The sequence below is a fragment of the Streptosporangium sp. NPDC048047 genome, assembly GCF_040653115.1.
Lineage (GTDB): Bacteria > Actinomycetota > Actinomycetes > Streptosporangiales > Streptosporangiaceae > Streptosporangium.
Genome location: NZ_JBEZNH010000007.1, coordinates 41,121 through 64,968, shown reverse-complemented (window position 1 = coordinate 64,968; position 23,848 = coordinate 41,121). Strand labels below are relative to the sequence as shown.

The 23,848-nt window shown below is 73.2% G+C and carries 18 protein-coding genes; 6 read left to right on the top strand and 12 right to left on the bottom strand.

Features of this window, described 5'->3' with window-relative positions; genetic code table 11:
• Positions 1-51: 51 nt before the first annotated feature.
• Together AB0D67_RS08395 and AB0D67_RS08390 are read right to left on the bottom strand one after the other, a co-directional pair.
• Positions 52-1,200 carry a hypothetical protein gene (locus AB0D67_RS08395; protein ID WP_362931352.1) on the bottom strand — a complete coding sequence of 383 codons (1,149 nt, stop codon included), beginning with the start codon at positions 1,198-1,200 and terminating at the stop codon, positions 52-54.
• A gap of 96 nt (positions 1,201-1,296) precedes the next feature.
• On the bottom strand, positions 1,297-2,607 hold the full coding sequence (locus AB0D67_RS08390) for an MATE family efflux transporter (RefSeq protein WP_362931350.1): 1,311 nt from the start codon (positions 2,605-2,607) through the stop codon (positions 1,297-1,299).
• A gap of 187 nt (positions 2,608-2,794) precedes the next feature.
• On the opposite strand from AB0D67_RS08390, the gene AB0D67_RS08385 reads away from it, so the two are divergent.
• Positions 2,795-4,264: an ATP-binding protein gene (locus AB0D67_RS08385; RefSeq protein WP_362931348.1), complete on the top strand. Its 1,470-nt coding sequence runs from the start codon at positions 2,795-2,797 to the stop codon at positions 4,262-4,264.
• 109 nt (positions 4,265-4,373) lie between these two features.
• Here AB0D67_RS08385 and AB0D67_RS08380 read toward each other — a convergent pair whose 3' ends face one another.
• Positions 4,374-5,603: a CU044_5270 family protein gene (locus tag AB0D67_RS08380; protein ID WP_362931346.1), complete on the bottom strand. Its 1,230-nt coding sequence runs from the start codon at positions 5,601-5,603 to the stop codon at positions 4,374-4,376.
• Positions 5,596-6,192 carry an RNA polymerase sigma factor gene (locus AB0D67_RS08375; protein WP_362931344.1) on the bottom strand — a complete coding sequence of 199 codons (597 nt, stop codon included), beginning with the start codon at positions 6,190-6,192 and terminating at the stop codon, positions 5,596-5,598. The genes AB0D67_RS08380 and AB0D67_RS08375 overlap by 8 nt, the downstream gene beginning before the upstream one ends.
• A gap of 158 nt (positions 6,193-6,350) precedes the next feature.
• On the opposite strand from AB0D67_RS08375, the gene AB0D67_RS08370 reads away from it, so the two are divergent.
• A complete protein-coding gene (locus tag AB0D67_RS08370) occupies positions 6,351-7,319 on the top strand; it encodes an aldo/keto reductase (RefSeq protein ID WP_362931342.1) in 969 nt (322 codons plus the stop codon).
• Positions 7,320-7,602: 283 nt separating this feature from the next.
• Here the strand turns inward: AB0D67_RS08370 and thpR are convergent, their stop codons facing one another.
• The 5 genes from thpR to AB0D67_RS08345 form a co-directional block, all read right to left on the bottom strand.
• Positions 7,603-8,175 carry an RNA 2',3'-cyclic phosphodiesterase gene (thpR, locus tag AB0D67_RS08365; protein ID WP_362931340.1) on the bottom strand — a complete coding sequence of 191 codons (573 nt, stop codon included), beginning with the start codon at positions 8,173-8,175 and terminating at the stop codon, positions 7,603-7,605.
• Positions 8,132-9,502 (bottom strand): MFS transporter, encoded by a 1,371-nt coding sequence (locus tag AB0D67_RS08360; RefSeq protein WP_362931338.1) that lies wholly within the window; start codon positions 9,500-9,502, stop codon positions 8,132-8,134. Before AB0D67_RS08360 ends, thpR begins: the two co-directional genes overlap by 44 nt.
• A gap of 131 nt (positions 9,503-9,633) precedes the next feature.
• A complete protein-coding gene (locus tag AB0D67_RS08355; protein ID WP_362931336.1) occupies positions 9,634-10,086 on the bottom strand; it encodes a MarR family transcriptional regulator in 453 nt (150 codons plus the stop codon).
• 271 nt (positions 10,087-10,357) lie between these two features.
• Entirely contained in the window at positions 10,358-11,062 is a 705-nt protein-coding gene (locus tag AB0D67_RS08350; RefSeq protein ID WP_362931334.1) for a response regulator transcription factor, read from the bottom strand.
• Positions 11,059-12,381: a histidine kinase gene (locus AB0D67_RS08345; protein WP_362931332.1), complete on the bottom strand. Its 1,323-nt coding sequence runs from the start codon at positions 12,379-12,381 to the stop codon at positions 11,059-11,061. Before AB0D67_RS08345 ends, AB0D67_RS08350 begins: the two co-directional genes overlap by 4 nt.
• A gap of 230 nt (positions 12,382-12,611) precedes the next feature.
• On the opposite strand from AB0D67_RS08345, the gene AB0D67_RS08340 reads away from it, so the two are divergent.
• Together AB0D67_RS08340 and AB0D67_RS08335 are read left to right on the top strand one after the other, a co-directional pair.
• Entirely contained in the window at positions 12,612-13,898 is a 1,287-nt protein-coding gene (locus AB0D67_RS08340; RefSeq protein WP_362931330.1) for an alpha/beta hydrolase, read from the top strand.
• 193 nt (positions 13,899-14,091) lie between these two features.
• Positions 14,092-15,597 carry an ATP-binding protein gene (locus AB0D67_RS08335; protein WP_362931328.1) on the top strand — a complete coding sequence of 502 codons (1,506 nt, stop codon included), beginning with the start codon at positions 14,092-14,094 and terminating at the stop codon, positions 15,595-15,597.
• A gap of 95 nt (positions 15,598-15,692) precedes the next feature.
• Here the strand turns inward: AB0D67_RS08335 and AB0D67_RS08330 are convergent, their stop codons facing one another.
• Positions 15,693-17,156 (bottom strand): NCS2 family permease, encoded by a 1,464-nt coding sequence (locus AB0D67_RS08330; protein WP_362931326.1) that lies wholly within the window; start codon positions 17,154-17,156, stop codon positions 15,693-15,695.
• A gap of 129 nt (positions 17,157-17,285) precedes the next feature.
• On the opposite strand from AB0D67_RS08330, the gene AB0D67_RS08325 reads away from it, so the two are divergent.
• A complete protein-coding gene (locus AB0D67_RS08325; protein WP_362931324.1) occupies positions 17,286-17,588 on the top strand; it encodes a DUF2530 domain-containing protein in 303 nt (100 codons plus the stop codon).
• Positions 17,589-17,748: 160 nt separating this feature from the next.
• Here AB0D67_RS08325 and AB0D67_RS08320 read toward each other — a convergent pair whose 3' ends face one another.
• Together AB0D67_RS08320 and AB0D67_RS08315 are read right to left on the bottom strand one after the other, a co-directional pair.
• A complete protein-coding gene (locus AB0D67_RS08320; protein WP_362931685.1) occupies positions 17,749-20,805 on the bottom strand; it encodes a hypothetical protein in 3,057 nt (1,018 codons plus the stop codon).
• 169 nt (positions 20,806-20,974) lie between these two features.
• On the bottom strand, positions 20,975-21,802 hold the full coding sequence (locus AB0D67_RS08315) for a DUF3027 domain-containing protein (protein WP_362931322.1): 828 nt from the start codon (positions 21,800-21,802) through the stop codon (positions 20,975-20,977).
• Positions 21,803-22,090: 288 nt separating this feature from the next.
• On the opposite strand from AB0D67_RS08315, the gene AB0D67_RS08310 reads away from it, so the two are divergent.
• Positions 22,091-23,848, top strand: coding sequence for an MFS transporter (locus tag AB0D67_RS08310; protein ID WP_362931320.1), 1,758 nt, complete (start codon positions 22,091-22,093; stop codon positions 23,846-23,848).

Here is a 23,848-nt window from a genome sequence, read left to right as displayed (position 1 = left end):
CTCAGCGCGAACCGGACCCCGCGCCGCCCCGTGCCGGATCCCCGGTCCGCCCTACCTGGCGCGGCGGGCGATGAAGGTGATGACGCCGGTAGCCCCCGCCGCGACGGCCAGCCAGAGCGCCACCGCCCGGGTCGGCACCCCCGCGTCGGCGTCGGCGGCCCGCGCCTCACCCCGGGCGTCCCGCCCCGCGTCGGCGGCCGTCGTGGCCCGGCCGTCCGCCTTCCCCGTCGGGGTCGGCGTGGCCTTCACCCGCGCCGCGTCGATCTCACGGAGGACCCGCTCGGGCAGCGGGACGCGGTAGACGGGGCTGCCGACCCCCTCGCTCCCGGTCAGCAGCGCCCTGCCGTCGGACGTGTAGGCGATGGACTCCGCCTGCTCCAGCGGCGGCATCGACACCCGGGAGATCTCCTTGCCCGGCGCCCGGTAGACGGTGGCGGAGAAGTAGGTGCGGATGACGAAGCTCGACCCGTCGGGGGCGTAGGCGGCGTCGGTGGCCATGATGGGGGCGGAGCCGACCCTGCGGAGCACGTTGATCCGGTCGGTGCGCAGCCGCTTCGGCGCCGCGTAGACGCCGCCGGCGAACTGCTTGGTCACGACGTAGAGCCGCCCGGTCCGGGGGTGGACCATGACGCCCTCGGCGTTGTGCTTGCCGTCCTCGTAGCGGAACCTGTAGCGCACGGCGGGCAGGGTGGCGTCACGCATCGCGGCGGGCTCGTCCACCCGGTAGACGGAGACGTCCGGCCACGCCCCGTCGAAGTTGTCGCCGATGTCGGCGAACCAGAGCACCCCCCGCCCGGTCCTCGGGTCCTTGGACGCCGCCATCCCCTCCCAGTCGCGGGCCGACGCCCCCCGGAGGGTGAACGTCGCGCGGGTACGGCCGGCGGGCCCGACGGCGTAGAAGACCGGACCGGCCGAGCTGTCGTTGTGGGTGTAGTAGACGTCCGGATGCGTCGGCGAGACCGCCAGCCCGCTCGACTCGGTGATCCGCCGGTCCTTGAAGGTGAACAGCGGCCTCCCCTCGTCGTCGTCCCGCGTCCCCGTCTGCGCCTGCGCCTGTGCCTGCACCTGGGGCCGCTCCACCGTCCCCCCGCGGACCTGCGCTTCGGCCCGCGGCCCGGTGAGCGCCACCGCCCCGGCCAGCGCGACCGCCCCGACCGGCGCGAGCGCACGGATCACGATCTCCCCCGTCTTACTCCCCATCCCGCCATAATGCCCTGCGATCGGCCCGCGAAGCGGCCGTCCCCGGCCTGCCCCGTACGGCCGTCCCCTCGCCGGGGCGGACCGTGAGCCGGCCGGTCAGCCCCGCGCCGGCGCCGCCCGCCCCGGTACGGCCGGCGCCCCGATCCGCGCGCTGTGGCGGAGGAAGCCCGTTCCCTGGGCGGCGACGAGCAGGAGGTTCGCCGCGATCCTGGCCGCCCAGAGGCCGGTCAGGCCCGCCGTCGCCGCCATGGGGAAGGCGGACAGGGCGAGCAGGCCGTACAGGATCGCGAAGTAGGTCAGGCTGGCCGAGGACCGCCGGAGCGCGGTGAGGCCGAACCCGGTCACCGCCTGGCAGGCGTCCGCCATCGCCGCGAGGATCATCAGCGGCATCAGCCCGAGCACCCGTTCCGCCACCGCGGCGTCGCCGGTGAACAGCCCGACCAGCGCGTCCCCGGCCACCGCGGGGACGGCCGCGCCCGCCGACGCCCCGATGAGCGCGATCACCAGAGCCGCCCGGACGGCGCGGCGCGCCTCACGCGGGTCCGCGGCGCGGGCGACCACCGGGACCGACGCCTGCGCCACCGAGATGGAGGCGACCATGACGAGCCCGATCAGGGAGTTGAGGACCGCGTGGACCGCCCCGTCGTCCGCGCCGAGCCGGGCCGCGGCGAACGCCACCACTCCCAGCACCGCGAACTTCACCAGTACGGTGCCCGCCAGCGGGAGGCCGACCCGGGCCATGTCGAGGATCTCCTTCGGCCGGGGCCGTCCCGGGCGCGTCGAGTGTCCCCGGAGCAGCGGCAGGCGGCGCAGGCAGACGCCGGCGACGGCCGCGCCGACGCAGGCGGAGGCGACCTCGGCGATCCCCGCCCCGGTCAGGCCGAGCGGCGGGACCAGTGCGGCGGTCAGTGTGACGGCGGCGGCCGTCGCCGACAGCCCCGACCAGAGCACCATCCGGCTCCGGCCGAGGGCGACGAGCGTCGAGTTCGCGCCGCCGGCCAGAGCCGTGACCAGGATCTGCAGCGCGGTCAGGGCCGGGTAGAGGCCGAGCTCGCCGACGACCTCGCCGGGCACGCCGCCGATCCGGGCGATCACCGGTACGCACGCCACGGCGAGCGCGCCCGTCACCCCGACGGCGATGGCCAGCCACCGGGCGTCGCGCATGATGGGAACCGCCGCGTCCGCGTCGTCGCGGACCGGCGCGAGGAACGGCATCAGGCCCCGCATGACCCCGGTCACCGAGGCGATCGCCGGGTTGGCGACCGCGCCGACCAGTGCGGCGGCGGCCAGCGTCGCGGTCGCGTGCCGGCCGAGGACCGAGACGGTCACCAGGGCGCCCGCCATGGAGGCGACCGAGGCGAGGTAGAGGGGGACGGCGGCGCCGAGGATCGTGCGGTAGGGGGTCATGAGACGGAGAATCCCGGGGAGCGTCGTCACGCTCCACCCGGGATCGGTGTCCATCCTATCGCGGAAGATCACCGAGCGCCCGGGAATCCACCACTCTCGCTCACCGGCCTCTGCACCGGTAAATGATCTTAGAGGTATACCTCTTAGAGTTATAGTTCTAAGAGGTATACCTCTAAGGAGCGTGTCAATGATCGAAAAGCCCGAGTACGTCTTCGCCCGGGACACCGAATGGGCCGCGCTGAGCCGCTTCGTGGAGAGCGAGGCGCCGAGTGCCCGGCTGGGCGTGGTGAGCGGGCGGCGCCGGCAGGGCAAGACCTTCCTCCTCAATGCCCTCGTCGAGGCCGTCGGCGGCTTCTATTTCGCGGCCAGCGAGGACACCGAGACGGAGGGACTCCGCCGGTTCGGCGAAGCCCTGGCCTTCCACGCGGGCGGCGGAGGGCGATACCAGTTCGACAACTGGGACCAGGCCATCGACCGCCTGTACGCGACGGTCCCCGACGGCATCGTCGTCATCGACGAGTTCCCCTACCTGGCCAAGGCCAGCCCGGTCCTGCCCTCGCTGTTCCAGCGGGCCCTCGACCCGGGTGGCATCGCACGACGGTCGAGGACGAAGATCCTGCTCTGCGGATCCGCGATGTCGGTGATGGGCGGCCTGCTCGCCGGTGACGCCCCGCTCAGGGGACGGGCCAGCCTCGAACTCGTCGTCAGCCCCATGGACCACCTCACCGCCGCGCGCTTCTGGGGATGTGACTCCGACCATGAGCTGGCGGTGCTTCTCCACTCCGTCGTCGGCGGAACCCCCGCGTACCGGCACGAGTTCATCTACTCCGACGCGCCCTCGTCGCTCGCGGAGTTCGACGACTGGGTGGTCAGGACCGTGCTCAATCCCGCGGTCCCCCTCTTCCGAGAGGCCCGCTACCTTCTCGCGGAGGAGACCGAGATCCGTGATCCGGCCCTCTACCACGCCGTTCTGGGGGCCATCGCCGCCGGGCACACCACGCGCGGCGGCATCGCGGGATATCTCGGGCGCCCTTCGACCCACATCGGCCATCCCCTGACGGTGCTGGAGGACAGCCGCCTGATTCATCGGGAGCAGGACGCCTTCAGCTCGGGGAAGTTCACCTACCGGATCACCGAACCGCTGATCACCTTCTACGAGGGCGTGATGCGCCGCACCTGGAGCTTCCTTGAGCGCGGGCTGGCCGGGCAGGCGTGGGAGGTGTCCAGGAGCGGCTTCCTCTCCCAGGTCGTCGGTCCGCACTTCGAGGAGCTGTGCCGGGAGTTCACCATCGCCGACAGCCTGAACCTGTTCGGCGAGCTGCCGGGGCGAGTGTCCCCGGGAGTCGTCCCGGATCCCTCCAACAAGAGGTCGATCCAGGTCGACGTCGCCGCGGTCGCGCCGGGCGAGGCGGGTGCCCGCCCACGCGTCATCGCCCTGGGTGAGGCGAAATGGGGGAAGGTCATGGGGCTGCGCCACCTCGAACGGCTGCGCAGGGCCGGGGAGCTGCTGGCCGTCAAGGGATACGACACCGAGGGCATGTCCCTGCTCTGCTACAGCGGAGCCGGATTCGACACCGACCTGCGCACGGCGGCCGCCCGCGACGGCCGTATCGTTCTCGTCGATCTCCCCCGCCTGTACGGCGGGGCTGCTCGGTGAGGGGGGGGAGATCAACCGCCTCACCGGCCTCGGCGGTGAGTGATCGATCAGAGGGCCGCGCGCGGGGACCGGCCCCCGCCTGGTCCCCGCGCGCGGCTCGGTGGGCGGCTCAGTCCCGGTGGGCGGGCGGTTCCGGTCGTTCGTCGGTCCAGCCGATCGCCTGGTACGAGGTGGAGGAGGGGAGCTCCACCGGCTGCCCATCGGCACCCTTGGCCGTGTTCATCCGCATCTCGGCGAGCGGCAGGCCGGTGCCGGGATCGACCACGAAACGGACCTCGGTGAACAGGCCCGGCTCGGCCTCCTCCCGATAGCCGAGCGCCTGCCCGCGTCGGCCCAGCGGATCGGTGACCTCCCCCTCGGCCCGGATGCCGGGCAGGGACGCGAGGATCCGGTAGGCGGACGCGCGAGCCTCGGGGGACACCGGCAGGTCGGTGAGCATCTGTATGCACAGTCCCCGGAGGAAATACGGCGTGTCCTTCTCCACGTCTATCGTGTAGTCAGGGTCCGCCGCCTGCCGCCGGATGTACCCCGCCAGGTACGCCCGGAGCCTCTCGGGGTCGCCCGGGATCGCACGCGCCTCCTGCCAGCTGATCAGATCCCACATCAGGCTACCGGCACTGCCCTTCCACCTGCCGTGAAGTCGGTCGGCGGTCCGCTCGCCCGCCGCCGCCTCCAGCGACCTCCCGTTCGATGGGGCGGCGAACTGCTCGATTGCCATGTTCTTGGGGTACCGCCAGCTGGTGGGCGCCCCCGCGGCCCGCCAGGCCTCCTCGTCCCGCGGGGTCGCGGGCTTGGCGCCGAGATACTGCCGCATGCGCCAGCTCTGCAGACCCGGCCGCTCCGCCAGCCATTGTTCGCTGAAACTCTCTTTCTCGATCACATAGTTGCGGGTGGGGTCGGTCAGCGTCGACCGGTCGACCGTCGCGATGCGCCAGTAGTCACCGCTCGCGGGGGCCTTCTCCACGGCGACGGCGGCGGCGAGCAGGACCTGCCGGGCGGTCAGTTCGGTCGTGGCGGGAGCCGACGTGCCGGTGTGAGGCACGACGGACGTCCCGCCGCCGGACAGCCCCATGGGGACGAGAACCGCCGCCGCGGCCGCGACCGCGGCGAGACTCAACCCGATGCCGGCCCGCCGGCCCCGCCGTCCGTGCCGCCTCCGCCGCGCGGATTCCAGGCCGCTGACCGTGGGGGTGGCGGTCGCCTCGGCGAGCAGCCGGGCGCGGCCCTCCGCGACCGTGCCGGGTGAGGGTTCGTGGGATCCCAGCAGGTGGCGTACCGCGGTCAGGTGGTGCGGCTCGACCGGCTGACGGAAGTCCTGGTCATCGTGCAGTTCATCCATCGGATCCTCCAGATTCAACGGTGGTGTCGTCCAGTGCCGCGCGCAGCTTCCTGCGGACGCGGTTGAGCCGGGAGGCCACGGTGCCCAGGGGGATGTCAAGGGCTTGACCGATCTCCTCGTAGCTGAGATCGGCGTACGCGACCAGGAACAGCACGTCCCGGTCGCCGTCGGGCAGCCGGCTGAGATCCGCGGCGAGCCGGCGCCGTTCGGCCGCGGCGGTCACCCGCGCCGCCACGCGGTCGGCGTGCTCGCTCTCGGCGGGACTGTCCACCGGCACCCTGGCCAGAGCCTCCAGTCTCCGGGTCTCGCTGCGGCGATGGTCGGCGAGGAGGTTGGTGGCGATTCCGTACAGCCATCGGCGTACCGCGCCACGCTCGGGATCGAAACCGTCTCGCTTGCGGAACGCGACCAGGAAGGTCTCGGAGGCCAGGTCGTCGGCGGCCTGCGGCCCGATCCGCGCTGCGACATAGCGGTAGATGTCACTGAAGTGGCGGTCGTACAGCGTGGCGAAGGACTCGGGCCGATGTCGCGACTGCTCAATGAGCGCGGCGTCGTCAAGCCTCCCCGGCGAATCGGGGGGAGCGGTCATCCGCACGGTGTCCCTTCTTTCAGATACACCATTAGTCCGTCGCAGAGCCCGTCCGACTTCACGCCCGACAGCGGCGAACGCGCGAGGTGGTCATCGGCCGCCGGGGTTCAGCGTGAGGGCTCGCCTGGAGTGCACTCCAGGTACTTAGGGTGAGGAGCATGGATTACACACAGCTTGGCCGTACCGGCCTGAAGGTCAGCCGCCTCTGTCTCGGCACGATGAACTTCGGCCCCGTGACCTCGGAGGACGACTCCTTCGCGATCATGGACCGCGCCCACGAGCTGGGGATCAACTTCTTCGACACCGCTGACGTCTACGGGTGGAAGAAGGGCGAGGGCATCACCGAGAACATCCTCGGACGATGGTTCGCCAAGGGCGGCGACCGCCGCGAGAAGACCGTCATCGCCACGAAGCTCTACGGCGACATGGGCGACTGGCCCAACGAGGGCCGCCTGTCGGCGCTCAACATCCGCCGGGCCGCCGAGGCGTCGCTGAAGCGCATGCAGACCGACCACATCGACCTCTACCAGGCCCACCACGTCGACCGGGACACCCCGTTCGACGAGTTCTGGGAGGCCATGGACATCCTCAAGCAGCAGGGCAAGATCCTGTACGTGGGGTCGTCCAACTTCGCCGGCTGGCACATCGCCAAGGCGCAGGAGACCGCCCGCCGCCGGGGCGGCCTCGGACTGGTCTCCGAGCAGTCGCACTACAACCTCATCGTCCGCGCCGCCGAGCTGGAGGTCATCCCGGCGTGTGAGGACTACGGCCTGGGCCTGATCCCGTGGAGCCCGCTGGCGGGCGGCCTGCTCGGCGGCATCCTCCGGAAGATCGACAAGGGTCGTTCGGCCGCCGAACACATCACCAAGGAGCTGGAGAGGCACCGCGACAAGATCGAGCGGTACGAGGCGTTCTGCGACGAGCTCGGCGAGGACCCGGCCAACGTCGGCCTGGCCTGGCTGCTGCACCAGCGGGCCGTCACCGCGCCGATCATCGGCCCCCGCACGACCGAGCAGCTCGACGGGATCGTCAAGGCCCTGGAGATCACGCTGGACGACAAGGCGCTGGCCCGCCTGGACGAGATCTTCCCCGGGTTCAAAACGGCCCCCGAGGAGTACGCCTGGTAGCAGGCGACCGGCGGACACGGCGCGCGGGTTCCCGTTCCTGCGGGGATCCGCGCGCCGTACGGCCCGCGGGATCCGCACGCCGTACGGCGGGGCCCGGGAGAGCCGGCGCGTGCCCCGTGAAGCCGTACGGCGGAAGCCCGGGAGAGCCGGCGCGTGCCCCGTGAAGCCGTACGGCGGGGCCCGGGAGGTCTAGGAGACGAGGGCGCCGATCACCACGAGCAGCACGAGCAGTGCGAGCACCGTGGGCAGCAGCCAGCGACGGGGACGATCCACGCTCTGGAGCTTAGTCCCGCCCATCGGATGCGGGCGCCGCGAGGGGGTAGTCCCCGACCTTCTCGTAGCGGACCGTCGCCCCCAGGTGGCTCCGCACCAGGTGCACGGTGTCCGCCTCCCAGGAGGACCCGGCGAACGCGGCGAACGCGTCCACCAGGTCCTGGACGTCGACGCCGGACCTGGCCCTGGCCAGCGACAGATGCGGCCGGAGCCGCCGCCGGTCGGTCTGTTCGGCCCCGGCCCGGCGCGCCCCCGCCCCGAGCGAGTCCGCCAGGCGGACGAGCCGGAGCTCGGGGCCGCGCAGACCGGTCCAGAAGACCCGCGCCCGGCGGGCGGAGGGGAAGGCGCCCCCGCCCGCGAACGACAGCGTCATCGGCTCGTGGCGTGACGCGGCGCGCGCCAGCCGGACGTGCAGGCCGGGCAGGGCCGCCTCGGGGACCTCGCCCAGGAACGACAGCGTGACGTGCCAGTTCACGGCGTTCAGCCAGCGCAGCTCGGGCCAGGCCGCCCGGTGGGGCTCCAGGGCGCGGGCGAGCTCGTCAAGCGCCTGCCGCGGCGGCAGTAGTCCGACGAACAGCCGCATGCGTCGTCCTCCTGCCGATCGCCCTGGTCAGCATTATCGCCGCGCCGACCCCGAGCATCGTGAGCACCCCTCCGATGACGACGCCCGTACGGGGACCGCCGATCTCCGCGACCCAGCCGAGCAGCGGCGCGCCGATCGGGGCGCCTCCGGTGAAGACCAGCACGTAGATGCCCATCACCCGGCCGCGCATCTCCGGCGAGGCGGCGAGCTGGACGCTGGTGTTGGCGGCGGTGTTGACCGTGATCAGCGCGATCCCGGCGGGGATGAGGAAGAGCAGGTAGAGCGGGTACCAGAGGGCCAGGCCGCTGACGATCTGCGCCACGCCGAAGGACAGGGCGCCGCCGATCAGCAGCTTGCGGCTGGGCCGTACCCGCCGGGCCGCGAGCAGCGCGCCGCCCAGCGCGCCGACCGCGAACATGCTGGAGGCCAGGCCGAAGGAGGACGCGCCCGCGCCGAAGACCTGCCGGGCCATCAGCGCGATCGACATCGAGAACGACTGGGTGAACAGCGACACGAAGGCGACCAGCAGTATCGGCAGCAGCAGCTCGGGGCGCGCCAGCACGTACCGCAGGCCCTCGCGGAGCTGGCCCTTGGCCCTGGGAACCGGGTCGGGAGCGGTCAGCTCCGAGGTCCGCATCATCGCCAGCCCGGCGAGGACCGCACCGAACGACACCGCGTTGATGAGGAACATCGGGCCGGTGCCGCCGAGCGCGGAGATCAGCACGCCCGCGACGGCCGGGCCGACCACGCGGGCCAGGTTGAAGCTGGAGGCGTTCAGCGCGACGGCGTTGGACAGGTCCTTGCGGCCCACCATCTCCACGACGAACGACTGCCGGGTCGGCACCTCGACGCAGGAGATGAGGCCCAGCATGAAGGCCATCACGTAGACGTGCCAGACCTGCGCGCTGCCGGTCACCACGAGCACGCCCATGGTCAGCGCCAGCAGTCCCATGAGCGACTGGGCGGTGATGAGCAGCGGCCGCTTGGGGTAGCGGTCGGCGAGCATGCCGCCCCACAGCCCGAACAGCAGCAGCGGCAGGAACTGCAGCGCGGTGGTCAGGCCCAGGGCGAAGGCGCTGCCGTGCGCCAGGTCCAGCACCAGCAGGTCCTGCGCGGTGCGCTGCATCCACCCGCCGACGTTGGAGATCACGCCGCCGATGGCGAACAGCCGGTAGTTGTGGACGCGCAGCGACCGGAACATCCCGCCCCGCGCGTCGGAGGCGCCGGGAACGGCCTGGACGGTCCTGGTCTCGACGGCCTGCAGCTCACCGACGGCCGCCGCCCGCGCGGTCCGGCGGCGGCGCGCGGCCGCCCGCCGGCCGGGCATCGCGCGCGTCACCCGTCGCGTGGCCCGCCGTACCGGCCCCTCCTGCGGTACGGCGCTCCCGGCGCCCTCCGGTACGGCGTGCGCCTCGGCGTCCTGCGGGGCCGCCGAGGCGCGGGGTTCCTCGGGTTCGGCTAGATCCGGCTGAGCTTCTCCAGAATCGGAGCCGCCTGCCTCAGCACGGCCCTCTCCTCGGGTGTCAGCTCCTTCAGCTGCCGTGTCAGCCACGCCTCCTTGCGGCGGCGCTCCTCCTTCAGCAACGCCGAGCCCGCCTCGGTCACGCTCAGCGTCACCTGGCGCCGGTCGGTCGGGTGCGGTGTGCGCGACACCAGCCCTCGCTCGCCCAGCACGGCGGTCACGCGGGTCATCGAGGGCGGTTGCACCTTCTCGAGCTCGGCCAATTCGCCGGGGGTTATCCCGGAATGCCGTTCCACCGCGGCGAGCGTCGCGAGCTGGGTGGGGGTCAGTGAGTGCCCCGCGGCCTGCCTGCGCAGGCGTCTGTTCAGTCGCGCCAGCGACACGCGCAGCGCCGAGGCCAGACCGGCGTCGCTGCGCAGACTCGCGCGTTGGTCCTTGCTTGGGTTCATTATCAAGACTCATTACCTTCGCTAACTATACACGGCGCTCGGGAATTCCCGGAGGGACAGGCTTTCTCACGTGCGTCGGCCGGCCCCGGACAGCGGCCCCCGCCGCATGTTCGCAGAGTACGGCGAGCACCCCCCTCGCCTCCCCCGGACCCCGCGGAACGGATGGACCGGCCCGCTTCTGACATGCGGGTACGGACAGGGGCGGAGCCGTCCGGGTTCCGCCGCCGTCGGGCCGGCGGCCGGACGGCGCGGCGGGGAACGACCCGGGCGGTCACCGCCGGCCGGGTGAGTCCTCCGGCGCACGGTCGCCGGACGAGCCGGGGGCGATCAACCCGGTCTCGTAGGCCAGCACGACCGCCTGAACCCTGTCCCTGAGGCCGAGCTTGGACAGGATGCGCGCGACATGGGTCTTCACCGTCGCCGCACTGAGACTCAGCCGGTCGGCGAGCTCGGCGTTGCTCAGCCCGGTGGCCAGCAGGCGCAACACCTCCAGCTCCCGGGGCGTCAGCTCCGACAGGTCCCGGTGCACGGCCGTCCCGGCCTCGTCGCGGCGGGCGAACCGCTCGACCAGGCGGCGGGTGATCGTCGGCGCGAGCAGGGCGTCCCCCGCGCGCACCAGGCGCACCGCGGCCGCCAGGTGCTCGGGGGTGACGTCCTTGAGCAGGAAGCCGCTGGCCCCCGCGGTGAGTGCGGCATAGACGTAGTGATCGAGGTCGTAGGTGGTCAGGATGAGGACGCGGGTCCCGTCCGCGCCTTCCGTCATGATCCGCCGGGTGGCTTCGATGCCGTCCATCCGCGGCATCCGGATGTCCATGAGCACGACGTCGGGCCGGGTGCGCCGGACGGCGGCGACGGCCTCCGCCCCGTCGGCCGCCTCGGCCGTCACCTCGATGCCGTCGGCGGCGAGGATCATCCCGAACCCGCTGCGCACCAGCGCCTGGTCGTCGGCGATGACCACGCGCACGGGCCCGCTCACGTGGTGGTCCACGGAACCCGCGCCCTGATCCGGTAGCCGCCGTCGTCTCGCGGCCCGGCCTGCAGGGTGCCGCCGTAGAGGGCGAGCCGCTCCCGCAACCCGATCAGGCCCCGGCCCCGGCTGTCTCCGGCGCGTGCCGTCCGCCCGCCCCCGGTGTCGGTGACCTCGATCTCCAGCCAGTCGCCGCGGTGGCCGACGGTGACGTACGCCGTCGCACCGGCCGCGTGCTTGATCGTGTTGGTCAGCGCCTCCTGGACGACCCGGTAGACGGCGAGGTCCACCCCGGGCGGCAACGGGCCGGGCGGCGGAGAGATCTCGGCCCCGACCGGCACCCCGGCCGCGCGGACCCGTTCGATCAACGAGTCGAGCCGGTCGAGTCCCGGTTGCGGTTCGAGCCCTTCGGCGCCGCCCGCCCGCTCGCTCTCGGGCCCGGCGAGCAGTCCCATGACGTGGCGCAGCTCGGCCATGGCGGCCCGGCCACCGGCTTCGACCGCCAGCATGGCCTCCTTCGACCGTTCCGGAGCCGTGTCCATCACCTTGCGTGCCGCTCCGGCCTGGATCACCATCACGTTCACATTGTGGGTGACGACGTCATGTAGTTCGCCGGCGATCCGGGAGCGCTCTTCCTGGACGGCCTCGCGCATCGCCTCCTCCTGCGCGTACCGCAGTTCGGTGAGCCGCCGCCGCCAGGATCGGGTGAGACCGGCGGCGACTCCGGCGCTCATCAGCACCACGAACGGCCCCAGCCAACCCGGCAGCGCCGGGAGGGAGTCCCGGAAGGCGACGCCCGCCAGCACGGCGGCGAGGACGAGTCCCCCGATGGCCGGCATCCGGTGGGGGCTGTGGGCCACGGCGCCGTAGGCGGCGACGGCGAACGTCAGCACGGTGATCCACGTCGCGTCGTCGTGGGTGGCCAGCGCCGCGGCCAGCACCGTCCAGAAGGCGACCAGTGGGTGGAGCCTCCGCACCGCCAGCGGCAGGGCCGTCAGGACCACCAGGAGCGGGAGCGGGCCCCGGTCCTTCCGGTCCTCCGCGGGGGCGACGGGCCGTTCCGGGCGATCAGGCGGGACTGCGCTGCTCGGCGGCGGAGGAGGAGGGGGCCGCAGCCGCAGGGGCTCCAGCAGGGAGGGCGGCCGCTCTCCGACGCGGTGGGCGTCGCCCACGGAGCCCGCCGTCGCGGCCACCGCGGCGACGGTCAGGACGATCGCGAGCAGCAGGTCGGCGAGAAGCGACCGGCGCGAAGGCCGGGCGGGTTTCCATGCGGGACGCGGCACATCCAGCCCGAACCGCCGCCGTCCCCGTCGTTCGCTCCGTATCACCGGTGAATTGTCCCGGTTGTACGGCGCGCCCCGCGTCCGTCCCGGTGACCGTGTCCGTCGCCGCCAGGAGTACATCGCGGGGATGACACGGCGGAGGGGTCCTCCCCGGGAGGGGCGCGATATCGCCATGGCAGCCGACGCGGACGGGCCCCGCCGAAGCCTAGGTTCGTTGCCGCAACCGGCCGCCACCGGGGGTCCCGTCGAGGAGGCCCCGTCAGGAAGGACAGCTCATGAGCCATGTGATGGACAGGAAGAGCACGCCCGGCCCCACCGCGGAACACGGTGGCGGCGAACCGGCGCCGCCCCGCCGGATCCGCCGGGGTGCCACCACCGTCGCGGCCCTGCTCGCCTTCGTGGCCGTCCCCTCCTGCGCCTTCGCGTCCGCTCCGGCCGGACCCGGCCCGGTCGTCGTGACCGCCGCCTCACAGGAGACGGCGTCCGGGTCCACCGGCGCGCTCCGCCTCCCCGAACCGACCGGCCCCCACCCGGTCGGCATCACGTCCCTGCACCTCAGGGACGCCTCCCGCGCCGACCCCTGGGTCCCCGGTGTGAAGGCCAGGGAGCTCATGGTCTCCCTGTGGTATCCGGCGAAGTCCCGTGGAGGGAAGCGGGCGCCTTACATGACGGCTAAGGAGTCGGAGCTCATCCTGAAGGGCGAAGAGGTCACCGGCGTGCCGTACGACGTGTTGAGCAGGACGCGGACCAACGCCTTCAGCGGCGCCGAACCGGCCGGGCGTGAGCACGGCCTGCCCCTGGTGGTGCTCTCTCCGGGCTTCACCGAGCCCCGCAGCTCGCTCACCGCCCTGGCCGAGGAACTCGCGAGCAGGGGTTACGTGGTGGCCGGCGTCGAACACACCTACGAGAGCCTGGCCACGTCCTTCCCCGACGGCCGGATCACCACGTGTGTCGCGTGTGAGGCGCCCAAGGGCCAGGACTTCTGGAACAAGGTGGCCCGGGGCCGGGCGGACGACGTCTCCTTCGTGCTGGACGAGCTGACCGGCGCACGCCCCGCGTGGAAGGGCGCCTCACTGATCGGCCCGTCCCGGATCGGGATGGCCGGGCACTCGGCGGGCGGCGCGAGCGTCATCGCCGCCATGCTGAAGGACACCCGCGTGCGCGCCGGGATCGACATGGACGGCACGACCTTCGCCCCGATCCCGGACGGCGGGCTGCCGCGGCCGTTCCTCTTCCTGGGCACGAAGGCGGGGCACAGCCCGGGAGGCAGGGACACCACGTGGGAACGTGACTGGGCGCGTCTGACCGGGTGGAAGCGCTGGCTCGTGGTGAAGGGGGCGGAGCACTCCTCCTTCACCGACACCGCGCTGCTGGTGGAGCGACTCGGCATCCACCGCAATCCCGACCTGCCCGGAGAGCGCGCCGTCGAGATCACCCGCGACCACGTCCGGGCCTTCTTCGACCTGCACCTGCGCCACAGGCCCCAGCCGCTGTTCGACAGGCCGTCGAAACGCCACCCCGAGGTCGAGCGGTGCGACGTCGAACGGAAGACCTGCGCCTAGACCACCGGCCCCGGTGACCTGGAACGGCTCGGACGGCTGAGGAAGACCCTCCGCGACGAGGATCACGACATCATCTCGGCCCTCCCCCGCCCCTGTGCCCGCGTCACTGTCTCGCATGTCGAGCGAGCGCAAGTTGTCTGCACGTATGACTCCTATTTTGTATGCTTGGAAGCATACAAAATAGGAGGCGCCAATGAAGAAGCCCTCTCGCCTGCTCTCTCGCGACTCCGAATGGTCGACGCTCACGGAGTTCGTCAGGCATCCCGACCCGCACCTGCGCCTGGGAGTGGTCTCGGGACGCCGCCGGGTCGGCAAGAGTTACCTCCTGCGCGCGCTGGCCGACGCGGTGGGCGGGCTCTACGTCTCCGCGGTCGCCGAAGAGGGCGCGCCGGCCGCGCGGCGGCGGTTCGCGGAGGACATCGCGCGGTATGCGGGGATCGGGCCGGACATCCTGGGCGCCGACGCCGGCTGGGAGTCCCTCCTCGACTCGGCGATCAGCCTGACCGCGCGCCGGAGCGGCGCGTCCGGGCTCCTGGTCATCGACGAGTTGCCCTACTGGATGGCGCACTCCCCGGAGATCCCCGGCCTGCTCCAGCTTCTCTACGACCGCTCACAGACCGGTCACGGTCATGAGGGCGGTCGAGTGATCCTGTGCGGATCCGCCATCTCCGTGATGAACGAGCTCATGTCCGGCACGAAGGCGCTGCGTGGCCGGGCCGCCGTCGACCTCCGCCTCCAGCCGTTCGACCTGACCACCACCGCACGGCACTGGGGGATCGATGACCCCGCGACCGCCCTGCGCGTGCACGCCGTACTCGGCGGGTCGCCCGGCTACCGCAACCTCGCCCCCGGGCCCGCGCCCCGGAGCCTCCCGGAGTTCGACGCATGGATTCCCGCCACGGTCCTCGACCCGGGTCAGGCGCTCTTCTCCCGCAGTGAGGCGGAGTACCTCCTGCGGGAGGACCCGCGGTTCACCGGCAACTCGCTCCACTACGCGATCATCAACGCGGTCGCCTCCGGGGCGACCAGCCCGGCGAAGATCGGCGGCATGCTGGAGCGGGATCGCACCTCTCTGGGCCGTCCGCTGGAGATGCTGACGAACTCGGGTTACCTCAGTCATTCGACGGACCCGCTCTGGGAGCGGCGTCCGGTGATCACCGTCGCGGACCCCATCATCCGCTTCCACAACCTGATCACCGTTCCGAAACGGGATCTCGTCGAAACGGGCGGTTCGGCGCGGGCATGGCACGACTCGCAGGCCACCTTCGTCTCCCGCGTTCTGGGCCCGCACTTCGAGGAGTGCGCCCGTGACTGGCTCCGCCGTCACCCCGACCCCTCGCTCCGCGGAGGAAGCGGTCTGGTCGCCTCGACGGTGGTCAACGACAAAGGCGGCAGGGCCAAGCATGAGATCGACGTCATCGCCCTGGACAAAAGGGCCGGCCGTGCCGTGGTGGGTCTCATCGGGGAGGCCAAGGCCACCCTCGTACGGCGAGGCCCCGCCGACCTGGAGCGACTCGGACGGCTGAAGGAGGTCCTCCGCGGCGAGGGGCACGACGTCACCTCGGCCCTGCTGGCGATCTTCTCGCTGGAGGGTTTCCATCCCGACCTCGTGGAGGCCGCCGGCCGTCGTGGCGACGTGCTCCTGGTCGACCTGCCCTCCCTCTTCGGGAGGACGGCGCCTCCGCTCATACCCCGATGACCCGGGCCCGGCGGCCTCACGGGGCCCGGGGGAAAGCCAGAGAGGCCGTCGTGGCGACCCGCGCCGTCGCCACGACAGCCTCTCCCATGTGTTCCTCAGCCGACGCCGAGGAGGGACTTGATCGGGCCGAGGGCGAAGTAGAGGACGAACAGCGCCGCGACCACCCACATCAGGGTGTGAACCTCGCGCGCCTTGCCCTTCGCCAGCTTGATCAGCACGAAGCTGACGAAGCCCGCGCCGATGCCGTTGGCGATGGAGTAGCTGAACGGCATGAGCACGATGGTGAGGAACGCCGGGATGGCGATCTCGTAGTCGGTGAAGTCGATCTCGCGGATCGCCGTCATCATCAGGAAGCCCACGACGACCAGCGCCGGGGCGGCGGCCTCGTGCGGGACGACCGCGACCAGCGGCGAGACGAAGATCGCCAGCAGGAAGAGCACGCCGGTGACGACGCTGGCCAGACCGGTGCGCGCGCCCTCCCCGACGCCCGCCGCCGACTCGACGTAGGTGGTGTTGGACGAGACCGAGGCCGCGCCGCCGACCGCCGCGCCGATCGAGTCGACCAGGAGGATCTCCCTGGTCCGGGGCAGCGTGCCGTCCTCCTCGATCAGGCCCGCCTGCCCTCCGACGCCGACGATCGTTCCCATGGTGTCGAAGAAGTCGGTGATCAGCAGGGTGAAGACGAGCAGCAGCGCCACGATGACCGAGACGGAGCCGAACGCGCCGAACGGGTCGAACTCCCGGAACAGCACCAGCGGGTTCTCGAACCCGAAGACCTTCTCCGGCATCGCGGGCACGACGAGCCGCCAGCCGCCGGGGTTCGGCTGGTCGGGCGTGCCCGAGCCGCCGACCTTGGCGACGGCCTCCACGATGATCGCCAGAACGGTGGTCCCGACGATGCCGAGGAGGATGGCGCCCTTCACCTTGCGGGCCACGAGCATGACGAGCAGCAGCAGGCCGGCCACGAACACGAAGATCGGCCAGCTCGTCAGGTTGCCGCCGATGCCCAGCTCCAGCGGAACGGCCGGCGCCTTGCGGACGAAACCGGCGTCCACGAAGCCGATCAGCGCGATGAACAGGCCGATGCCGACGCTGATCGCGGTCTTCAGCTGGGGCGGGATGGCGTTGAACACCGCCGTCCTGAACCCGGTCAGCACCAGCAGGGCGATGATCACGCCTTCGAGGAAGACCAGGCCCATGGCCGCTTCCCACGACATCTGCGAGGCGATGCCGTAGGTGACGAAGGCGTTCAGGCCGAGCCCGGCGGCCATCGCGAACGGGACCTTCCCGACGACGCCCATCAGGATGCACAGCACGCCGGCGACGAAGGCGGTCCCGGCGGCCACCAGGCCGGTGGGCGCGGAGGTCGCGTCGGCGATGAACTGGCCGTCCGCGTCCTTGGCGGTGGCGATGATCAGGGGGTTGAGCACCACGATGTAGGCCATCGTGAAGAAGGTCGCCAGACCGCCCCGGACCTCTCGGCCGACCGACGAGTTGCGCTCGGAAATGCGAAAGAAACGGTCAAGACCGCTCAATTGGGTGGGTTTACTGTCAGTCACGGACGCAGGGTGACAGTGCGTGTCCGCCGCCGGAAGAGCCAGGCCGGGATGGTGATGTTTTCGCGACCGATTCGCGATCTCACGGGGCCATGTTGCGGGCGGTGAGCCCCCGTCGCCTACGCTGGCTCCGTGAAGCAGTCTCGCCCCTCGGATCTCCAGCCGCTGAAGACCAACGACACGGCCACGATCCTCACGGGCATCGGCCTGTGGGCGGCCGCCCTCGTCGTGCTTCTGATCGTCGGCACCGACGCCGAGCACCACTGGTGGATCTGGACCTGCGTCTCCGGCATCTGCGGCGGCGTCTTCGGCGTGTGGTTCATCCGGCGGCGCGACCGGCACCCCCCGGCCTCGGCCCCGGCTCCCGGCCAGGAGCCGGTCGAGCCCGCCACCGCGATCCCGCCGATCTCCCCCGCCCCGCCGCCCACCCCCTGACCGGCGGCCCGGCGAGGACGGTCGGCCCGGCCAGGACGGCCCCCGGCTGAGGGCCGTCCGGTCGCTCTCCGCTCACGAGAGGGCCGCTCCGGCTGAGGAGCGTCCGGTCCCTCTCCGTCCACGACGGGGGCGGCCCCGGCGACCGCCCCCGTCCGGAGCGCTAGTTCGTCGAGGCGGTCCAGCTGTCCAGGTCGGCCTCGGCCAGCAGCAGCGGTACGGCCGCCGGGTCGCGCAGCAGCGCCGCCACGGCCAGCCGGTCGCCCCACTGGCCCGACGCCCAGGCCAGCCCCCGCGCCAGGCCCTCCACACCCGAGGCGTGCACCGTGCCCTCGAAGAACCGCCAGGCCGCGGGGACGCCGTCCACCAGCAGTTTCTCGTGCTCCACGTACGTGGCGGGCGCGGTGGGCAGCAGCGACCGTACGGCGGGCGGCACCTCGCGGACCGCGCCCGACGAGGTCACCTCACCGGCCGCCTCCTCCCCCGCCAGCGGCAGGTCCAGCAGCTCCGACAGCGCCTCGGCGAGATCGAACGGGGCCAGCACCAGCGGGCGGCCCGCCACCAGCGGCAGCAGGTCCGGGGCCTCCACCACCACCGGCTCGGGCACCTCGGCCCCGGCGCCCCCGACGCGGTCGGACCCCGCGAGCAGCCGCCCGTTCTCGACGTCCACGACGACGATCTCACCGTCGAGGATCGCCCGCACCGCCGTCGGCGGCGCGACGCGGGCGGGCTCGACACCGGCGAGCGCCACCCACAGCGACCGCAGCTGCGCCCGGTCCACCTCGACCGAGGGGTCGCCCAGCAGGTCCAGCAGCTCGTCGGGGCCGCCGTGCGAGGCGAGCAGGTCGGTCAGGGTGGTCCGCACGCCGATCATGGCGAGCGCGGCCTCGTCCACCGCCGGGGACGCGTCGCCGTACAGGCCGAACAGCAGCGGGTCGGCGGCCGGCAGCCGCAGCTGCGTGGGACGCCGGCCGTCCAGGACCGGGCGGGTGGACAGCCACCACGCGGTGTAGGACGGCACCTCCACGACCTCACCGGCCGCCAGGACCCGCAGCGGGTGCAGGACCGAGCGCAGCGGCGGGCGTGACAGCAGGGCCAGGGCCGACGGCCAGTCGGCGACGTACTCCAGGTCGCGGACGGCGGAGAACTCACGGGCGACCGGCGGCACGTCGAGGTCGGGCAGCAGGTCGAGCACCGCCTCCAGCCACTCCTCCTCACGGTCGAGGTCGTGGTCGCACTCGTCCGGGTCGAGCATGACGTCGGCGTCGTTGACCACGGCGAAGCCGTCGAGCACGCCGGTCGCGGCCAGCACCCGGGGACCGTACCGCTCCACCAGGTCGGGCGCGGCCGTGCCGAAGTGGGTCTCGGCGTCGAGCAGCCCGGCCAGCGCGCCGTCGGCCAGGAGAAGCTCGCCCGCCGGGTACAGCTCGCCGTCGGAGCCGCGCAGCGCCAGCTCCGACAGCCACGGCGCGTCACCGGGGACCAGCCCGGCGGCGTCCACCAGCGCGAGCACCGCCTGCGCCACAGGCTCGGGGTCGGGGCCGTCCAGCGACTCCGCGACGGCCGAACGGGTCAGCGGGTCCTCAAGGACCGTCCTGGGCGTCGCCTCGGCGGCGCCCAGGCGCAGCAGCAGCGGGTGGGCGGCCTCCGGGTGGACCACGCGCAGGCCCAGCGGGCCCAGCACCGCCGGGTCCAGCGCCGAGCCGTCGCTCAGCAGCAGCGTGCCGCGCGGCCCCCGGACCAGGCGGCCGTCGGCCAGCGGCACCGGCAGCGCGCCGAGCGCCTCGGGGTCGTCGGCGGGCAGCACCTCGTACAGCGACCGCCACCACCCGGGGCCGAGGTCGGCGACGGCGTCCCCGGAGAGCATGTCCACCACGTCGGACAGCTGCACCCGCCGGACGCCGAGCGCGGAGATCGCGGGGTGCCGGGACGGCCACCCGGCCGGCAGCAGCCCGGGGACCATGCCGGCGATCTTCGTGAGCAGTTCGCCCGGCGCCGCCACCACCGACGCCTGCCGTCCCGCGACGACGATCTCCCCGGCGTCCCCGGCGTCCCCGGCGGCTTTGCCCGGCCCGGCGGCGGCGTCGGCGGGGGGCGACAGCGCCGGAAGCAGCGGCAGGTCCGGAAGCCTGCGCAGGATGGCGCGGCGGATCCGCGCGTCGAGCTCGCCCCTGCCCATCAGGCCGGGGACGAGGTCGAGGAGGGCGGGCGTGCGGGGCAGCCCGGCCAGCAGGTCGAGGTAGGCGTCGGCGGCGCGCTCCACCAGGAAGTCGGTCAGCGGCCCCATGGCCACGTGCCGCCGGTCGGTCGCCATCGGGAAGGAGGCGATGAGCAGGACGGGCAGGTCGAGCGGCTCGTCGCTGGGCGTCGGCGCGTGCACCACCGGCCGGACCAGCTCGGGCAGCGGCCGCGGCTCACCCGACGCCTCGGCGACCGGTACGGCCCAGCGGACCAGCCAGTGGGGACGGCTCCGCTCCTCGGTCGGCCGGTCGGCGAACAGCTCGGCGGCCTCCTCCGGAGTGAACCGCCCGGACGCCGAGACCACCCGCCAGCCGCCCGGCAGGATCGTGCGCGTCTCGCCGTCGAGGTCGATCTCGATCGACTCCAGCGCGGGCAGCCCGAGCAGCAGCGCGGGACCGGCCTCCCGCAGCATCCGCCGTACGGCGTCCTCGGACGCGGCGTCGCGCAGCGGCAGCCGGACGAGCGTGTCGAACCCCGGCGGCACCTCCACCGGACCTGCCGGGAACGGCAGGCGCAGCAGCGGCACGTGCCCGCCGCGCTCGGCCAGCTCCGCGGCGAGCACCGGCTCGGCGGCCACCAGCGCGGCGGTCTGGGAACGGGACCAGCGGACCACCCCGGACCCGAGCGAGCCGATCACCGGCTCGTCGCTGACCGAGACCACGGCGGCGAAGCCGACACCGAAGCGGCCCGCGGCGTCCTCCTCGCCGCGCTTGGCGGAGGCGCGCAGCGTCGACAGGCTCTCGATCCCGGCGGTGTCCACCGCCGCTCCGGTGTTGGCCGCCGACAGCACGCCCTCGCGCAGCGACAGGCGCAGCCGCCCCGGCGCCCCGGCGCGGACCGCGGCGTCGGCGGCGTTCTGGGCGAGCTCGACGATCAGCCGGTCGCGGTAGCCGCCGAGCGCGAAGTCCTCCTCGGCGTTGGCGTCCTCGCGGAACCGCGCGGGCGAGGCCGTCCAGGCCGCGAGCACCGCGGAGCGCATCCGGTCGGTGCCGAAGGTGTCGGGGCCGAAAATGTCAGTCACAGCGATGAGTCCAAGGGTCGAAGGGATCCAATGGTCACGTCGCGCGCCGGGCCGGCGGGCCGGTGAACGGCCCGCCCGCGCCGGACGGCCCCGCGGGGACCGGGACGCGGCCCCGCGAGGGGCCGCGTCAGGAGTGGCCCAGCGGCTCGGCCGCGGCGTCGTCCACCGAACCGCCGCGGTCCGCCCCCGGCAGCTCCTCCGCGAGGTGCTCGGTGATGTCGTAGGCGAGTTCGTCGAGGATCGGCGCGGTCGGCTCGACCTGGGGCGGCGTCACGGCCGCCTCCGAGTGCGCGCCGCAGCCGTGGTCGGCGGCGACCACGCGGCCGTCGTCCGGGGCGAACTCGTTGGTGCAGACGCCGAACGTGGCGCCCAGCGCGCCGGCCAACGGCCAGTAGAAACCGCAGGTGGAGCACTGGGCGGGCGCGGCGTGCGCGATCGGGGTGTGCGGCCCGGCCTCGCCCGCGTGCCAGCGCCGCACGGCGCGGTCGCGGCCGACCGGGGACAGCACCCGGGCCCTGCCGAGACCGTACTCGAAGAACATCTCGCGGTCGGTCTCCTCGCCCGTGTCGGTGAAACCGGGCGCGAGGCGGACGTCGTCGGCCGAGGTGGGCAGCAGGTCGCCCACGCCGAGGTCGCCGGGGAGCAGGCGTTCGCTCCACGGCACCCACTGCGGCGGCAGCAGCGCGCCCTCGCCGGGCACGAGCACGACCTCGCTGACCGTGACGTTGCGCGCCCGCGAGGCGCGGGCGACGGTCACCGCCCACCGCCAGCCGATGTAGGCGCGGTCGAGGCAGGCGAAGTAATGGGTGACGACCCGCTCGCCGTCGCTCTCCGCTCCGAGGTGCCCGCCCACCTCGCCGGGCGGGACGTTCTCCTCGACGGCGGAACGGGCCAGGTCCACGGCGGCGGCGCAGGCGGGGTCGAGAACCGGGGTGCGGGTCCTGGCGGGGCTCACGAGCTCGCTCCCGTCGGCCCCGCAACCGGACGGTCGCTGTGCTTGCTCGCTCGCTCGTTGCGCTGACTCACAGTTCATTCTCACCCATGTCCGGAGCGGACGGCACCGTCCTCCCCTGCACGGGAGGGACGGGCGGTGGCCATCGGACGACCTGGCCATCACCATTTTTCCAGGAACCGGTCCCGGGTGCGAAAAGGCGTCCCGACATCGCCGGGCGCGCGCCGCGGAACGGCCGGCCCTGGGCGCGGACCGATCGTAGGGCGAGATCGATCGGGTAAGACTGGATGCGTGGGAAACGGGTGGAACCGGACGCGGCGGGTGGTGGGCGAGGCGTCCCGCCGGGTGAGCCGGGCGGCGGCCGGAGCGGGGCGGGGCACCGTACAGGCGGGCCGGGGCGCGGGACGGGCGGCGGCGCGCGCCGGTCGCGGCACGGCCGGCGGGGTGCGCCGGTCAGGCCGGGCCATGCGGCGGCTCACCCATGCCCAGGGGGCCGGCCGTACCGGGCTGGGGCCGCTCATCGAGCTGACCGCCGCGCAGAGCGCCGGCGACGCGCTGGTCACCGCCGCCCTGGCCGGGACGCTGTTCAAGCTCCCGGTCAACGAGGCCCGCGGCCAGGTCGCCCTCTACCTGCTGATCACGATGATCCCCTTCGTGGTGGTCGCGCCGTTCGTCGGCCCGGTCCTCGACCGCCTCCGCTCCGGCCGGCGCTTCGTGATGGCCGGCACGCTGTTCGGCCGGGGACTGCTGTGCTTCGCGATGGCGGCGGCGTTCGTCAGCGGCGACCCGTTCACCATCTTCCCGGCGGCGCTGGCCGTGCTGGTGCTGTCGAAGGCCTACAGCGTCTCCCGCGCCGCGATCATGCCGAACGTGCTGCCGGCCGACATCCCGCTGGTCACCGCGAACGCCAGGGTCGCGCTGTTCGCGCTGGTGGCGGCCGGGGTGGCGGTCCCGGTCGGCGCGGGCGTCAGCGCCTGGATCGGCGGCGACTGGATACTGCGCGGGGCGACGGTGGTCTTCCTGCTCCAGGGGGTGTGGGCCGTACGGCTCCCCCGCCACGTCGACTCCCCCGACCTGGAGGAGCTCCGGGAGGAGGGGGAGGAGCGGCCGCACCGCTGGCGCACCCTGCTGAACGTCGGCCCGGTGGTCACCGAGGCGATGCGGGCCAACATGGCCATCCGCGTCCAGTCCGGGTTCCTGCTGTTCTACCTTCTGTTCCTGGTGCAGGACGGCAAGCTGCCGGGCCAGACGCCCGCGGTGACCATCGGCCTGCTCGCGGTGGCCGCCGGGGCGGGCGGCCTCGCCGGCACGGCCGTGGCCTCCCGGATGCGCCGCCGCTCGCCGCAGGTCATCGTGCTGGCCACGCTGGCGCTGGCGACCGTGGCGACGATCGTCCCCGCGGTCGTGTTCACGCTGTGGACGGCGGTGGCCGTCGCCCTGGTGGCCGCGTTCGCCCAGGGGCTGGGCAAGCTGGCGCTCGACGCCATCGTGCAGCGTGAGATCGGCGAGGAGGTGCGCTCGTCCACCTTCGGCGTGGTGGAGGCGATCCTGCAGATCACCTGGGTGGCCGGCGGCCTGTTCGGGCTGCTGCTGTCGCTGTTCGCCGGCGGCCGTACCGGGCTCGCGGTGATGGCGGCGCTGCTGGGCGGCTCGTTCGGCTGGCTGGTGGCTCGGCGCCGGGGACGGACGATGGCGGTGGAGGAGCGGATCCAGGCCGCGCGATCCGCTTCCGGCGTCCCCGCCGCCTCGACGGTCGCCGGGGCCGGGGACGACGCGCCCGGCTCCGAGGGCCCCGCCGCCCCGCCCGCGCCGGACGGTGATCCGCAGGGCCCGCCGTCCGGCGGTCCCGCGCCGGGCGGCCCGGTGCCCGGTGGTCCGGCGGGCGAGCCGTACGACGACTCCGCGGCGTCCGGCACGCGCCGGCTCCGGTGGACCCGGCGCGCTCCCAAGCCCGCCGGGCCGGCCACCACGATCGTGCGTCACGGGGACCACCCGGCGGACAAGAAGACGGACAAGCACACCAAACCGCTGACCAACCCGCACGGCTGA